The organism is Streptomyces sp. NPDC047841, from assembly GCF_040704085.1.
Lineage (GTDB): Bacteria > Actinomycetota > Actinomycetes > Streptomycetales > Streptomycetaceae > Streptomyces > Streptomyces argyrophylli.
This window is the reverse complement of the sequence record NZ_JBEYRP010000001.1, coordinates 331,367-345,518: the sequence shown is the minus strand read 5'-3', so window position 1 is coordinate 345,518 and position 14,152 is coordinate 331,367. Positions and strand designations below refer to the sequence as shown.

General features: G+C 73.5%; 13 protein-coding genes. 9 read left to right on the top strand and 4 right to left on the bottom strand.

Annotation, left to right across the window (positions count from 1 at the left end; genetic code table 11):
- The first annotated feature begins 105 nt into the window (after positions 1 to 105).
- From AB0947_RS01455 to AB0947_RS01440, 4 genes are all read left to right on the top strand, one after another.
- On the top strand, positions 106 to 714 hold the full coding sequence (locus tag AB0947_RS01455; RefSeq protein WP_366748240.1) for a DUF5825 family protein: 609 nt from the start codon (positions 106 to 108) through the stop codon (positions 712 to 714).
- Positions 715 to 804: 90 nt separating this feature from the next.
- On the top strand, positions 805 to 2,028 hold the full coding sequence (locus AB0947_RS01450; RefSeq protein ID WP_366748239.1) for an arginine deiminase: 1,224 nt from the start codon (positions 805 to 807) through the stop codon (positions 2,026 to 2,028).
- Between the two features lie 89 nt (positions 2,029 to 2,117).
- Positions 2,118 to 3,140 carry an ornithine carbamoyltransferase gene (argF, locus tag AB0947_RS01445; protein ID WP_366748238.1) on the top strand — a complete coding sequence of 341 codons (1,023 nt, stop codon included), beginning with the start codon at positions 2,118 to 2,120 and terminating at the stop codon, positions 3,138 to 3,140.
- A gap of 111 nt (positions 3,141 to 3,251) precedes the next feature.
- On the top strand, positions 3,252 to 4,697 hold the full coding sequence (locus AB0947_RS01440) for an amino acid permease (protein WP_366748237.1): 1,446 nt from the start codon (positions 3,252 to 3,254) through the stop codon (positions 4,695 to 4,697).
- On the opposite strand, the gene AB0947_RS01435 is transcribed toward AB0947_RS01440, so the two are convergent.
- Complete coding sequence (locus AB0947_RS01435) at positions 4,657 to 5,109, bottom strand: ATP-binding protein (protein ID WP_171151951.1); 453 nt, start codon at positions 5,107 to 5,109, stop codon at positions 4,657 to 4,659. The genes AB0947_RS01440 and AB0947_RS01435 overlap by 41 nt on opposite strands.
- A gap of 280 nt (positions 5,110 to 5,389) precedes the next feature.
- Between AB0947_RS01435 and AB0947_RS01430 the strand changes: the two genes are divergently transcribed.
- Positions 5,390 to 6,217 carry an enoyl-CoA hydratase family protein gene (locus AB0947_RS01430; protein WP_366748236.1) on the top strand — a complete coding sequence of 276 codons (828 nt, stop codon included), beginning with the start codon at positions 5,390 to 5,392 and terminating at the stop codon, positions 6,215 to 6,217.
- A 6-nt stretch (positions 6,218 to 6,223) separates the two neighbouring features.
- Complete coding sequence (locus tag AB0947_RS01425; protein WP_366748235.1) at positions 6,224 to 8,545, top strand: bifunctional salicylyl-CoA 5-hydroxylase/oxidoreductase; 2,322 nt, start codon at positions 6,224 to 6,226, stop codon at positions 8,543 to 8,545.
- Positions 8,546 to 8,581: 36 nt separating this feature from the next.
- Here the strand turns inward: AB0947_RS01425 and AB0947_RS01420 are convergent, their stop codons facing one another.
- Both AB0947_RS01420 and AB0947_RS01415 read right to left on the bottom strand, forming a co-directional pair.
- Positions 8,582 to 9,394, bottom strand: coding sequence for a PaaX family transcriptional regulator C-terminal domain-containing protein (locus AB0947_RS01420; RefSeq protein ID WP_366748234.1), 813 nt, complete (start codon positions 9,392 to 9,394; stop codon positions 8,582 to 8,584).
- 15 nt (positions 9,395 to 9,409) lie between these two features.
- A complete protein-coding gene (locus AB0947_RS01415; protein ID WP_366748233.1) occupies positions 9,410 to 11,002 on the bottom strand; it encodes an AMP-binding protein in 1,593 nt (530 codons plus the stop codon).
- Positions 11,003 to 11,211: 209 nt separating this feature from the next.
- On the opposite strand from AB0947_RS01415, the gene AB0947_RS01410 reads away from it, so the two are divergent.
- The 3 genes from AB0947_RS01410 to AB0947_RS01400 all read left to right on the top strand — a co-directional run bounded on the left by AB0947_RS01410 (position 11,212) and on the right by AB0947_RS01400 (position 13,310).
- Entirely contained in the window at positions 11,212 to 12,342 is a 1,131-nt protein-coding gene (locus AB0947_RS01410; protein WP_366748232.1) for an acyl-CoA dehydrogenase, read from the top strand.
- Positions 12,339 to 12,737, top strand: a complete 399-nt coding sequence (locus AB0947_RS01405; RefSeq protein ID WP_366748231.1) for a RidA family protein — start codon at positions 12,339 to 12,341, stop codon at positions 12,735 to 12,737. Before AB0947_RS01410 ends, AB0947_RS01405 begins: the two co-directional genes overlap by 4 nt.
- Positions 12,738 to 12,881: 144 nt before the next feature.
- Positions 12,882 to 13,310, top strand: coding sequence for a DUF6299 family protein (locus AB0947_RS01400; RefSeq protein WP_366748230.1), 429 nt, complete (start codon positions 12,882 to 12,884; stop codon positions 13,308 to 13,310).
- A gap of 19 nt (positions 13,311 to 13,329) precedes the next feature.
- On the opposite strand, the gene AB0947_RS01395 is transcribed toward AB0947_RS01400, so the two are convergent.
- Complete coding sequence (locus tag AB0947_RS01395) at positions 13,330 to 14,148, bottom strand: GntR family transcriptional regulator (protein WP_366748229.1); 819 nt, start codon at positions 14,146 to 14,148, stop codon at positions 13,330 to 13,332.
- Positions 14,149 to 14,152: the final 4 nt, after the last annotated feature.

The following is a 14,152-nucleotide window of genomic DNA, read 5'->3' as shown; positions in this document are numbered from 1 at the left end:
GGTGTGAGGGGCTGCCGGGGGACGGGGTGAGTGGGCCCGCGGTGGGCCCCGCGACTGAGCGGCCGGCCAAGGGAACGGGACGAGCCGGCTGCCGAGAGGGAGGGTGTGAGCGTGCCGATCGGGGGCGTCGGGAGCGTGTCGATCGAGGGGGACCGGGCGAGCGGGCCCACCGGGGAACGCGGGCTGCCCGGCTCCGTTCCGCACCGGCGTGCCGGGCGCCGGGTCGAGGTCGCCGGGGCCCTGGACATGAGCGGCACGGGCCGTGCGACGGCGGAGGCGGTGCGGTTCCTGCGCGAGTGCCAGGGGCTGGGCCTCGGCGTGAGCTGGCGGGCGACGGGCACACCGTCGTACGACCCCCGCCTGCTGTGCCACCTCCCGCCGCCCGCCGAACCGCCCGGCGAGGAAGGCGTGCCGGCGTCCTGGCGGGCCTCTCACGCCCACGGCATCCTCTACCACCGGCGCGGCCCGGACTTCGTCACCGTCCTGGACCGCAGGGAGCGGGGCACGGCCGTCCGCCTCACCCTGGACCACCCCGCGCTGCACGCCACGTTCCTCCGGCTGCTGGAGCCCACGCCCGTCGCGGAGCTGGACGCGACCGCGCGGGAGGCGCTGGGGCTGCTCACGGCCGAGCGGCTGGTCCTCGCCGCCGGCGGCTGGGCCGTGACCCTGCCCCCGCGCATCCGCCGGTGGCCGGTGCCCTGCACCGCGATCTGACCCCCGCCCGGCGCGTCACGGCGGAAACCGGCGGGCGCGGAAACCGCCGGGCGGAGGGTGAAGAGGGGCTCCGGTGGTCAGGATGGAGGCATGGGATTCCACGTCGACTCCGAGGCCGGGCGGCTGCGCCGCGTCATCCTGCACCGGCCGGATCTGGAGCTCAAAAGGCTCACCCCCAGCAACAAGGACGCCCTCCTCTTCGACGACGTGCTCTGGGTGCGCCGGGCGCGCGCCGAGCACGACGGCTTCGCCGACGTACTGCGTGACCGGGGGGTCGAGGTGCACCTCTTCGGGGACCTGCTCACCGAGACCCTGGCGCTCCCCGAGGCCCGCGCACTCGTCCTGGACCGGGTCTTCGACGAGAAGGAGTACGGCCCCCTCGCCACCGACCACCTGCGCGCCGCCTTCGACCGGATGGCCCCGGGCGAGCTGGCCGAGGCCCTGGTCGGCGGCATGACCAAGCGGGAGTTCCTGGCGGAGCACGCGGAACCGACCTCGGTCCGCTTCCACGTCATGGAGCTGGACGACTTCCTGCTCCGCCCGCTGCCCAACCACCTGTTCACCCGCGACACCTCGGCGTGGATATACGACGGCGTCTCCATCAACGCCATGCGCTGGCCGGCCCGGCAGCGGGAGACCGTCCACTTCGAGGCGATCTACCGCCACCACCCGCTGTTCCGTGACGAAACGTTCCACGTGTGGTCCCGGGGGCAGGCGGACTACCCCTCCACCATCGAGGGCGGCGACGTCCTGGTGATCGGCAGCGGCGCCGTGCTGATCGGGATGAGCGAGCGCACCACCCCGCAGGCCGTGGAGATGCTGGCTCACAAGCTGTTCGCGGCCGGTTCCGCGCGCACGATCGTCGCGCTCGACATGCCCAAGCGGCGCGCCTTCATGCACCTCGACACGGTGATGACCATGGTCGACGGCGACACCTTCACCCAGTACGCGGGCCTCGGCATGCTCCGCTCGTACACCATCGAACCGGGCGTCGGCGAACGCGAGCTGAAGGTCACCGACCATCCGCCGGAGCACATGCACCGCGCGATCGCCGCCGCGCTCGGCCTCGGTGAGATCCGGGTGCTGACCGCCACCCAGGACGTGCACGCCGCCGAGCGTGAGCAGTGGGACGACGGCTGCAACGTCCTCGCCGTCGAGCCGGGTGTCGTCGTCGCCTACGAGCGGAACTCCACCACCAACACGCACCTGCGCAAGCGGGGCATCGAGGTGATCGAGATCCCGGGCAGCGAGCTGGGCCGCGGCCGGGGCGGCCCGCGGTGCATGAGCTGTCCGGTGCAGCGGGACCCCGTATGAGAGGGCGGGGACATGCGGATCGCATAGAAATGTGAAGGGTCGTATAGACTTACAGAGTCCCTTGCCGTCATACATCTGGAGCGCCCCTCATGGCGACAGTCCCGACCGCCCTCGCCGGCCGCCACTTCCTCAAGGAGCTGGACTTCACCGAGGAGGAGTTCCGCGGCCTGGTCGAGCTGGCCGCCGAGCTGAAGGCCGCCAAGAAGGCCGGGACCGAGACGCCGTACCTGCGGGGCAGGAACATCGCGCTGATCTTCGAGAAGACCTCGACGCGCACCCGCTGCGCGTTCGAGGTCGCCGCCGCCGACCAGGGCGCCCACACGACCTACCTCGACCCCTCGGGCTCGCAGATCGGGCACAAGGAGTCGGTCAGGGACACGGCGCGCGTGCTGGGCCGGATGTTCGACGGGATCCAGTACCGGGGCGACAGCCAGGCCAAGATCGAGGAACTGGCCGCGTACGCGGGCGTGCCCGTCTACAACGGACTCACCGACGACTGGCACCCCACCCAGATGCTCGCCGACGTGCTCACCATGACCGAGCACAGCGCCAAGCCGCTGCGGAAGACCGCCTTCGCCTACCTCGGCGACGCCCGCTTCAACATGGGCAACTCCTACCTGGTCACCGGCGCCCTGCTCGGCATGGATGTACGGATCGTCGCCCCCAAGTCCTACTGGCCCGCTCCGGAGATCGTCGACCGCGCCCGCGCGCTCGCCGGGGCCAGCGGTGCCCGCGTCACCCTCACGGAGGACATCGCCGAGGGCGTCCTGGGCGCGGACTTCGTCGCCACCGACGTCTGGGTCTCGATGGGCGAGCCCAAGGACGTGTGGGACGAGCGGATCGCGGCCCTCGCGCCCTACGCCGTGACGATGGACGTGCTCCACGCCACCGGCAACCCGGACGTGAAGTTCCTGCACTGCCTGCCGGCCTTCCACGACCTCGGCACCACCGTGGGGCAGCAGATCCACGAGACCCACGGCCTGGCGTCGCTGGAGGTGACGGACGAGGTCTTCGAGTCCGCCCACTCCATCGTCTTCGACGAGGCCGAGAACCGCCTGCACACCATCAAGGCGGTGCTGGTCGCCACACTCGGCCGGGAAAGCCTTGCCTGACCCGCCTCACCAGGCCTTATCCTGACCGGCGGCCCCGAGCCACCCCTTCTCGGCGCCGACGCCGCGCCCCTACGCCGGGCGCCCGCACCACCAGAAACGAGCACCACCCGCATGCCCGCTCCCCGCATCAAGTCCCCGCACCTGCTCGTCGCCGAATCCGGAGCCGACCGCGAGGGACACGGCCTGAAGCGCACCATGGGCCTCTTCCAGCTCATCTGCTTCGGCGTCGGCGCCATCGTCGGCACCGGCATCTTCGTCGGCCTCTCCGACTCCGTCGCACAGGCCGGTCCGGCCGTCGTCGTCTCCTTCGTCCTCGCCGCGCTGACCTGCGTCTTCACCGCCTTCTCCTTCGCGGAGCTGGGCGGCGCCATCCCGGTCTCCGGCTCCTCGTACTCCTTCGCCTACGCCGGCCTCGGCGAGTCCACCGCCTTCCTGGTCGGCTGGTGCCTGCTGCTGGAGTACGGCATCTCCATCTCCGCCGTCGCGGTCGGCTGGAGCGAGTACGTCAACGAACTGCTGCACAGCCTCACCGGACTCCAGCTCCCGGCCGCCCTGTCCGCCGGCCCCGGCGACGGCGGCCTGGTCAACCTCCCCGCCGTGCTCGTCATCGCCATGGCCTCCGTGCTGCTGGTGCGCGGGGTGCGCGAGAGCGCCCGCGCCACCGCCGCGATGGCCGCCGTGAAGCTCGCGATCCTCCTCGCCTTCTGCGTCATCGGCTACAGCGCCTTCAAGCACGGCAACCTCACGCCGTTCTCTCCGGCCGGGCTCGGCGGCATCGGCGCGGGCACCACCGCCGCGTTCTTCTCCTACATCGGCTTCGACGCGATCACCACCGCCGGCGAGGAGGCGAAGAACCCCCGCCGGGACATCCCGGTCGCGATCATGGTGTGCATGGGTCTGGTGACGCTGCTGTACTGCGCGGTCGCGCTCGCGGCGATCGGCGCCATCGGCGGCGACCAGGTCGCCGGCCGCCCCGCCGCCCTCTCCTACGTGGTCAACGAGGTCACCGGCTCCACCGTCGGCGGCGGTGTCATCGCCTTCGGCGCGGTCGTCGCCATCGCCTCCGTGGTCCTCGCCGTGATGTACGGCCAGACCCGCATCCTGATGTCGATGTCCCGGGACGGCCTGATCCCGCGCGTCTTCGAGAAGGTCAGCCCGAGGACCTCCACGCCGGTCGCCGGCACCCTGATCGTCGCGGTCGTCTTCGCGCTCCCGGCGGCCTTCGCCTCCCTCGACGCCGTGATGAACCTGTGCACCATCGGCACGCTCGCCATCATGGCCGTCGTCAACATCGTGGTGATCGCCCTGCGCCGCCGCGAACCGGGCCTCGCCCGCAGTTTCCGGGTGCCGCTCTACCCGGTGGCCCCGCTGCTCGGCGTCGCCTTCTGCCTGTACCTGATGTACGAGACGGGCTGGCGGACCTGGCTCCAGTTCGCCGTGTTCCTCGCGGTGGGCCTGCTGGTGTACGGCGTCTACGGCCGCCGGCACTCCACGCTGGCGCGGCCGGCCGCCGAGGTCACGCCGGCCGTCGCTGAGCGGGAATCACAGGCAGTCTGAACCACACCGCCTTGCCCGAGGGGGTGGGGCGGTGCCCGCAGGACGAGCTGAGGGCGCGGATCAGCAGCAGCCCGCGCCCGCCCTCCTGCCAGACGTCGGGCTCCTCGATCACGGGCCGGGTCAGGTGCCCGGGCGGCGCCGGGTCCGGGTCGTGCACCTCGACCTGGCAACCGGTCGGCGCCAGCTCCACCACCAGCTCTATCGGGCCGCGCCCGGCGGTGTGTTCCACCGCGTTGGCCACCAGCTCGGCCGTGAGCAGCTCCGCCGTGTCGCAGTCGGCCACGTGCTCCACCTCGGTGAGGGCCGAGCGCACCAGGGCACGCGCCACGGGCACCGCCGCCGCGGTGTGCGGCAGGGCGATGCGCCAGGAGGCCGATTCGGCGGGGCGTTCGTGCAAGGCGAGTCCGTTCATGGAGCAGGCTGTCCTGCTTTCGACTGTAGGAATGGTACGGGCCCGGCCACCCAGGGCCGTCGCCGGGCTTCGTCCGGGACCCCCAGGCCCCGGCACCAGGCGGCCTACCCAGGCGAACGGCCCGCCTCGCCCGCGCGCCCACATTGTTACGGCGCTGTCGACGACCGGTGACCCGCGCGCCGACCGCCTTGTCGCGCCCTGATGACGACAGTCACAAACAGGTGATAACTTCATGGGACAGAGCAACGTACGGCACCGCCGCGCTAGGAGGCCGCACGTCATGAGTCCCTTCACCGGCTCCGCCGCCCGCACCGCCGACTGGGCCCACCTGCGGGTCGAGATCGCCGACGGGGTGGCCACCGTCACCCTCGCCCGCCCCGAGAAACTCAACGCGCTCACCTTCGGCGCCTACGCCGACCTGCGCGACCTGCTCGCCGAGCTGTCCCGGGAGCGCTCGGTGCGCGCCCTGGTCCTGGCGGGGGAGGGCCGCGGTTTCTGCTCCGGCGGCGACGTGGACGAGATCATCGGCGCCACGCTCGCCATGGACACGGCCCAGCTGCTCGACTTCAACCGGATGACCGGCCAGGTCGTCCGCGCGATCCGCGAGTGCCCGTTCCCGGTGATCGCGGCGGTGCACGGCGTGGCGGCCGGCGCCGGCGCGGTCCTCGCCCTGGCGTCCGACTTCCGGATCGCCGACCCCTCGGCCCGCTTCGCCTTCCTCTTCACCCGGGTCGGCCTGTCCGGCGGCGACATGGGCGCGGCCTACCTGCTGCCCCGGGTCGTCGGTCTCGGCCACGCCACCCGCCTGCTGATGCTGGGCGAGCCGGTGCGGGCCCCCGAGGCGGAGCGGATCGGCCTGATCAGCGAGCTGGCGCCGGAGGGCCGGGCGGACGAGACGGCCGCCGGACTGGCCCGCCGCCTCGCCGACGGCCCGGCCCTCGCCCACGCCCAGACCAAGGCGCTGCTCACGGCCGAGCTGGACATGCCCCTGGCGGCGGCGGTGGAACTGGACGCCTCCACGCAGGCCCTGCTGATGAACGGCGAGGACTACGCGGAGTTCCACGCGGCCTTCACGGAGAAGCGCCCGCCGAAGTGGCGGGGGAGGTGAGGTCCGGTGCGCGTGGCGATCATCGGCGGAGGCCCCGGCGGGCTCTACGCCGCGGCCCTGCTGAAACGCCTCGACCCCGCCCGCGACGTCACCGTCTGGGAACGCAACGCGCCCGGCGAGACCTTCGGCTTCGGCGTGGTCCTCTCCGACGAGACCCTCGGCGGCATCGAGCACGCCGACCCCGTCGTCCACGAGGCCCTGCGGCGCGACTTCGTGCGCTGGGACGACATCGACATAGTGCGCCGCGGCACACGGCACCGCTCTGGTGGCCACGGGTTCGCCGCGCTGGGCCGGCACCGGCTGCTGGAGATCCTCCAGACGCGCTGCCGCTCCCTGGGCGTGGAGCTGCGGTTCTCCACGCAGGCGCCGCCCCTCGACCGGCTCGCGCGGGATTACGACCTCGTCGTCGCCGCCGACGGTGTGCACAGCACCACGCGCGAGACCCGCTCCGATGCGTTCCGCCCCCAGGTGACCGAACACCGCTGCCGCTACATCTGGCTCGCCGCCGACTTCGCCTTCGACGCCTTCCGCTTCGAGATCGCCGAGACCGAACACGGCGTGATGCAACTGCACGGTTACCCGTACGCCCGCCGGTCTCCCGAGCACCACCCCTCGACGAGGGACTCCGGGCCGCAGAGCCCGTCCGGCTCCTCCACCGTCATCGTCGAGATGCGCGAGGAGGTCTGGCGGGCCGCGGGATACGACGAACTCACCCCCCAGGAGTCCGTCGAACGCTGTGCCAAGGTCTTCGCCGACGCGCTCGGCGGACGCCCCCTGCGCTGCGGCACGTCGGCCTGGACCACGTTCCGTACGGTGGTCAACGAGCGCTGGTCGCACGGCAACGTCGTCCTCCTCGGCGACGCCGCCCACACCGCCCACTTCTCCATCGGCTCCGGCACCAAGCTCGCCGTCGAGGACGCCCTCGCGCTGGCCGCCTGCCTGTCGGAACAGCCGGACGTGCCCCGCGCGCTGGCGGCCTACGAGGAGGAGCGCAAGCCCGTCGTCGCCTCCACGCAGCGGGCCGCCCGGGCCAGCCTGGAGTGGTTCGAGAACCTGCGGCTGTACCTGGACCAGCCGCCCCGGCAGTTCGCCTTCAACCTGCTCACCCGCAGCCGCCGGGTCACCCACGACAACCTCCGGCTGCGCGACGCCCGCTTCACCGGGGCCGTGGAGCGCGAGTTCGGCTGCCCGCCCGGCACGCCCCCGATGTTCACGCCGTTCCGGCTGCGCGGCCTGACCCTGCGCAACCGGGTCGTCGTGTCACCGATGGACATGTACTGCGCCACCGACGGCGTCCCCGGTGACCTCCACCTCGTCCACCTGGGCGCGCGGGCCCTCGGCGGGGCCGGCCTCGTGATGACCGAGATGGCGTGCGTCAGCGAGGAGGGCCGGATCACCCCCGGCTGCGCCGGCCTCTACACCGGCCGGCAGGCCGAGGCGTGGCGGCGCGTCACCGACTTCGTGCACCGCCAGGCACCGGGCGCCGCGATCGGCGTCCAGCTCGGGCACTCCGGGCGCAAGGGTTCCACGAAGCGGATGTGGGAGGGCATGGACGAGCCGCTGCCCAGCGGCAACTGGCCCGTCGTCGCCCCCTCTCCGCTGCCGTACAAGCCGGGCAGCCAGGTCCCGCGCCAGCTCTCCCGCGCCCAGCTCACCGACATCCGCGAGCAGTTCGCGGCGGCCGCCTGGCGGGCCGCCCGGGCCGGCTTCGACCTGCTCGAACTGCACTGCGCCCACGGCTATCTGCTCTCCGGTTTCCTCTCCCCGCTCACCAACCACCGCACCGACGCCTACGGCGGCTCCCTGGAGAAGCGGCTGCGGTTCCCGCTGGAGGTCTTCGACGCCGTCCGCACGGTGTGGCCGGCCGAGCGGCCGATGACGGTCCGGATCTCGGCGACCGACTGGGCCGAGGGCGGGACGACCGCCGAGGACGCCGTCGAGATCGCCCGCGCCTTCGCCGCGCACGGCGCCGACGCCATCGACGTCTCCACCGGGCAGGTGGTGGCCGAGGAACGGCCGGAGTTCGGGCGGTCGTACCAGACGCCGTTCGCCGACCGGATCCGGCACGAGGTCCGCGTCCCGGTGATCGCGGTCGGCGCGATCTCCTCGTGGGACGACGTCAACTCGCTGATCCTGGCGGGCCGCGCCGACCTGTGCGCGCTGGCCCGGCCGCACCTGTACGACCCGCACTGGACCCTGCACGCGGCGGCCGAACAGGGTTACGACGGCCCCGCCGCACCCTGGCCCGCCCCCTACCGCGCGGGCAGCCGCCGCCCCCGCACCGGCCGCACCGACGCCCCCCGCCCCCGGCTCTCGCTCGGCGGCTGAGAGACACCGGGCCGGCCCCCTGGCGAGCGCCGGGCGTCACAGCCCGGCGAACTCCGCGCCCGCGTCGCGGAGTCGTTCGTGCAGGCGGTGGAAGACCCGGGCCGAGCGGACGCCCGGCCAGTTCGCCGGGAGGAGGCGGGCGGGCAGGCCCGGGTCGGTGTAGGGGAGGTGGCGCCAGGAGTCCAGGGCGAGGAGGTAGTCGTGGTACGCCTCCTGGGGCGGGGTGCCCGGCCGGCGCTCCCAGGACTGGAGCACGGGCTCGTGCGCGTCCAGGAAACGCTCGTGCTCCTTGGCGATCGCGGCCAGGTCCCACCAGCGGCCCACCGCCTCGGCCGTGGCCGCGAAGCCCAGGTGCTCACCGCGGAAGAAGTCCACGTACGCTTCCAGGCGCAGCCGCCGCAGGGTGTGTTCCGTCTCCTCGTACAGCCGGGCCGGGGCGATCCACACCCCCGGGGCCGCGGTGCCGAAGCCCAGTCCGGCCAGCCGGGAACGCAGCACGTGGCGTTTCTGCCGCTCCGACTCCGGGACCGAGAACACCGCGAGCACCCAGCCCTCGTCCGCGACGGGCGCCCCGGCGTAGATGCGCCGGTCGCCGTCCTCCAGCAACTGCCGCGCCTCGGGCGAGAGTTCGTACGCCGCCGCGCCGGACTCCGTGCGGGCCGGCGACAGCAGACCGCGCCGTTTGAGCCGGGACACCGAGGAACGCACCGAGGGGGCGTCCACGCCGACCGCGGCCAGGAGCCGGATCAGCTCGGCGACGGGCACCGGGCCGGGCATGAAGCGGCCGTACGCGCCGTAGAGCGTGACGATGAGGGACCTGGGTGCGTGCTGCTCGGACACGTTGATCATTTTAGGTCGTCGGCATCACTGCTGGTCACTTCCGGTGCGCAGCCGGAACCGCTGCAACTTGCCGGTGGCCGTGCGCGGCAGCGCGTCGAGGAAGACGAACTCGCGCGGGCACTTGTAAGGCGCCAGCTGGGAGGTGAGGAACGCGCGCAGCGCCGCCGGGTCGCGCGGGGCCCCGGCGCGCAGCACCGTGTAGGCGATCGCCACCTGGCCGCGGGCCTCGTCGGGACGGCCGACGACCGCCGTCTCGGTCACGTCCGGATGGCGCAGCAGCGCCTCCTCCACCTCCGGGCCCGCGATGTTGTACCCGGCGGAGATGATCATGTCGTCGGCGCGGGACACGTAGCGGAAGTAGCCGTCGGCCTCGCGGACGTAGGTGTCGCCGGTGACGTTCCAGCCGCCCCGGACGTAGTCCCGCTGCCGGGGGTCGGCCAGGTAGCGGCAGCCGACCGGTCCGCGCACGGCCAGCAGGCCGGGCTCGCCGTCGGGCACGGGCCTGCCGTCGGCGTCCTGGACGCGCGCCTGCCACCCCGGCACCGGCAGGCCCGTGGTGCCGGGCCGGATCAGCTCGTCGGCGGCGGAGACGAAGATGTGCAGCAGTTCCGTGGCCCCGATGCCGTTGATGACGCGCAGGCCCGTGCGCTCGTGCCAGGCCCGCCAGGTGGCCGTCGGCAGGTTCTCGCCGGCCGACACGCAGCGCCGCAGGGACGAGACGTCGTACGTGTCCAGCTCGTCCAGCATGGTGCGGTAGGCGGTCGGCGCGGTGAACAGGACCGAGACGCGGTGCTCGGCTATCGCGGGGAGCAGCTGGCGCGGGCCCGCCTGTTCGAGGAGCAGGGCGCTGGCGCCGGCCCGCAGCGGGAAGACCACCAGTCCGCCGAGGCCGAAGGTGAAGCCCAGCGGGGGACTGCCGGTGAAGACGTCGTCCCCGTGGGGGCGCACCACGTGCCGGGAGAACGTGTCGGCTATCGCCAGCACGTCCCGGTGGAAGTGCATGCACCCTTTCGGGCGACCCGTCGTGCCGGAGGTGAACGCGATCAGGGCGACGTCGTCGGAGGCGGTGTCGACCGCCCGGTAGGGGTCGGCGGGGGCCGGCCGGCGCAGGAGGTCGTCGGGGGTGTCACCGCCGTACGTCGTGATCCGCAGTCCGGGCACCGCGGCCTTCGCCAGGTCGTCCACCACCCGGATGTCGCACAGCGCGTGCCCGACCCGGGCGATGTCGCACAGGGTCGCCAGCTCGTACGGGCGCTGCTGGGCCAGCACGGTGACCGCGACCGCGCCCGCCTTGAGCACCGCCAGCCAGCAGGCGGCCAGCCAGGGCGTGGTCGGGCCGCGCAGCAGCACCCGGTTGCCCGGGACCACGCCCAGGGTGCCGGTGAGGACGTGCGCGATCCGGTCGACCCGCGCGCGCAGCTCCCCGTACGTCCAGGTGGGGCCGTCCGGGGTGTGGAAGGCCGGGCGGGCCGGATCGGCGTGGTCCAGGAGCTCGGCGGCGCAGTTGAGCCGCTCGGGGTACCGCAGTTCCGGCAGGTCGAAGCGCAGCTCGGGCCACTCGTGCGGCGGGGGCAGATGGTCGCGCGCGAAGGTGTCGACGTGGGCCGAGCGATGCATGGCGGTCCGCCCCCTTGCCGTGACAGAGGTCCGGGACGTCCGGGACGGATGCCCGGACGGGGCTTCCTGGTGGGCTCGCGCTCCCCCGGAGCGGGGATCCTCAGCGTATCGTGTCGGTGACGACAGTCAACTGTGCGCGATAACGTCGGGAGATGGGTAGGGAAGGGCGTGGGGACGGCCACGGGCCCGCCCCGGAGGGAGGACCGGCTGTGTCCGCATTCTCACTCGCACCGGAGCAGACCGCCTGGTGTGCCGAGCTGCGCGAACTGGCCGCCGGACGGCTGCGCCCGCTCGCCGACGGGGGCGAACCCGGCCGCGTCAACCGGCCGCTCCTCGCCGAACTCGGCCGGCTCGGCCTGCTCGCGCGGCTCTTCGGCTCCGGTGCCCTGGACCTGTGCCTGATGCGGGAGTCCCTGGCCCAGGCCTGCACCGAGGCTGAGACCGCCCTCGCCCTCCAGGGGCTCGGCGCCCACCCGGTGCACGCCCACGGCACCCCGGCCCAGCGGGAGCGCTGGCTGCCCCGGGTCGCCGACGGCAGCGCGGTCGCCGCCTTCGCGCTCAGCGAGCCCGGCGCCGGCTCGGACGCGGCGGCGCTCGCCCTCGCGGCCGAGCCGGACGGCGACGGTTGGCGGCTCACCGGCGCCAAGTGCTGGATCTCCAACGCCCCCGAGGCCGACTTCTACACCGTCTTCGCCCGCACCACGCCCGGCGCCGGCGCCCGCGGGGTGACCGCCTTCCTCGTCCCCGCCGACCGGCCCGGACTCACCGGGGAGCCGCTGGAGATGATCTCGCCGCACCCCATCGGCGCCCTCGGCTTCGACGCCGTGCCGGTCACCGCCGCCGATCTGCTCGGCGAACCCGACCGCGGCTTCGCCGTCGCCATGGGCACCCTCAACCTCTTCCGCCCCAGCGTCGGCGCCTTCGCGGTCGGCATGGCCCAGGCCGCGCTGGACGCCACCGTGGCCCACACCGGCCGGCGCGAGGCCTTCCACGGCAGACTGATGGACCTCCAGGCCGTGTCCCACCAGGTCGCCGAGATGGCCCTGCGCACCGAGGCGGCCCGGCTCATGGTGTACGCGGCCGCGGCGGCCCACGACGCCGGAGCCGCCGACGTGCCCCGGCGGGCCGCGATGGCCAAGCTGCTCGCCACCGAGACCGCGCAGTACGTCGTCGACACCGCCGTCCAGCTGCACGGCGCCCGCGCCCTGCGCCGCGGCCACCTCCTCGAACACCTCTACCGGGAGGTGCGCGCCCCCCGCATCTACGAGGGCGCCAGCGAGGTCCAGCGCGGCATCATCGCCAAGGAGCTGTACGCCACGGCACAGAAGGAGGCACGGTGACGACCGAACGCGTCAACCCGCCCGGGCTGTCCCCGCCCACGGGCTTCTCGCACGCCGTCGTCGCGGCCGGCTCCCGCGTGGTGTTCCTCGCCGGGCAGACCGCCCTGGACGCCGACGGCAAGATCACCGGCGACTCGCTGCCCGAGCAGTTCGCCAAGGCCCTCGGCAACCTCCTCACCGCCCTGCGCGCGGCCGGCGGCACCCCCGCCGACCTCGCCCGGGTCACCGTCTACGCCACGGACGTCGCCGCGTACCGCGCCCACGCGCGGCAACTCGGCCGGATCTGGCGGGAGTCGGCGGGCCGCGACTATCCGGCGATGGCCGTCGTGGAGGTCGTACGCCTGTGGGACGAGCGGGCGCTGGTGGAGCTGGACGGGTTCGCCGTCCTGCCGTAGCCCCGGCGTCCTCCGGGCGTACCCCGCGTGACCTGGCCCGTTCGGTTTCATGACGCGCCACCGATGGGGTGACGGTCACGTTCGCGGGCCCGGCCGCCCGGTACCAGTGGAAGCCCTCGAACCCCTGGAACCGGGAGGTACCCCATGTCCGTACGCCGCCCCCTCCTCGCCTCGGCCCTCGGTGCCGCGGCCCTGTTGTGCGCCGCCGTCGCCCCGGCCTGCGCCGACCCCTCCGAGCTGATCACCGTCGACCCCGTCGGACGGATCGCGCCCGACGGCACGGTGACGCTGTCCGGCACCTACCGCTGCACCGGCGGCACCGGCCCGGTGTTCGTCAGCTCCTCGGTCAGCCAGGGCGACGCCCGCCTCAAGCAGGGCGTCGGCGGCGGCATCGCCCGGTGCGACGGCGCCGAGCACCGCTGGGAGAACTCCGGCGAGGTCACGGCCGGGACGCTGAAGGCGGGAACGGCGCGGGTGGAGGCCACGCTGACCGAGCTGCGCCCCTCGGGCATCATCCTGCTGCCGGCCTTCCACGCGGTGACGGACCGGACCGTCACGCTCGTCCAGGAGTGACGCCGGGCCCGACGTCCCGTCAGGTGCGGGCGGTTCCGTCCGGGTCCGCCGCAGCCGCCCCGCGCCGGAGCACCGGGGTGCCGGGCCGGCGCAGGGCGGCCACGAACTTGTAGCGGGAACCCCGGTACACCGAGCGCACCCACTCCACCGGGGTGCCCGCCGCGTCCCGCGAGTGCCGGGACAGCAGCAGCATCGGCAGCCCCACGTCGGTGCCGAGCAACTGCGCCTCGCGCGGGGTCGACAGCGAGGTCTCGATGGTCTCGTCGGCCTCGGCGAGATGGACGCCGTACACCTCGGCGAGCGCCGTGTAGAGCGAGGGGTACGTGGCGAGGGACCGGCGCAGGCCGGGGAAGCGGCGTACGGACAGATGGGTGGTCTCGATCGCCATCGGGTCGCCGCTGGCCAGCCGCAGCCGCTCGATGCGCAGCACCTTCCCGCCGATCCCGATGCCCAGCAGTCCCGCCAGCTTCTCGTCCGCCGGGACCTCCCCGATGTCGAGCACCTGCGAGGCGGGCGTGAGCCCCTGGGCCCTCATGTCCTCGGTGTGCGAGGTGAGCTGGAGCGTGCGGTACAGCTTGGGCTGGGCGACGAAGGTGCCCTTGCCCTGGATCCGGTCGAGCCGGCCCTCGCCCACGAGTTCCTGGAGCGCCTGCCGGACGGTGGTCCGGGAGGTGTCGAACCGGACGGCGAGCAGACGTTCCGCCGGCATGGCCGAACCGGGCTGCAGCGCCTCGGCCATGGAGAGCAGCTGCTGCTTGATCCGGTAGTACTTCGGCACGCGCGCGGTGCGGCCGGAGGCCCCCCTGTACGGCTGGGCGCTGCTGACGTCGGTGGTCATGCCT

Coding starts and splice junctions, on each gene's coding strand:
- AB0947_RS01420 (WP_366748234.1), bottom strand. CDS start 9,394: ATGATCAACGTGTCCGAGCAGCACGCACCCAGGTCCCTCATCGTCACG.
- AB0947_RS01440 (WP_366748237.1), top strand. CDS start 3,252: ATGCCCGCTCCCCGCATCAAGTCCCCGCACCTGCTCGTCGCCGAATCC.
- AB0947_RS01450 (WP_366748239.1), top strand. CDS start 805: ATGGGATTCCACGTCGACTCCGAGGCCGGGCGGCTGCGCCGCGTCATC.
- AB0947_RS01430 (WP_366748236.1), top strand. CDS start 5,390: ATGAGTCCCTTCACCGGCTCCGCCGCCCGCACCGCCGACTGGGCCCAC.
- AB0947_RS01435 (WP_171151951.1), bottom strand. CDS start 5,109: ATGAACGGACTCGCCTTGCACGAACGCCCCGCCGAATCGGCCTCCTGG.
- AB0947_RS01395 (WP_366748229.1), bottom strand. CDS start 14,148: ATGACCACCGACGTCAGCAGCGCCCAGCCGTACAGGGGGGCCTCCGGC.
- argF (WP_366748238.1), top strand. CDS start 2,118: ATGGCGACAGTCCCGACCGCCCTCGCCGGCCGCCACTTCCTCAAGGAG.
- AB0947_RS01415 (WP_366748233.1), bottom strand. CDS start 11,002: ATGCATCGCTCGGCCCACGTCGACACCTTCGCGCGCGACCATCTGCCC.
- AB0947_RS01400 (WP_366748230.1), top strand. CDS start 12,882: ATGTCCGTACGCCGCCCCCTCCTCGCCTCGGCCCTCGGTGCCGCGGCC.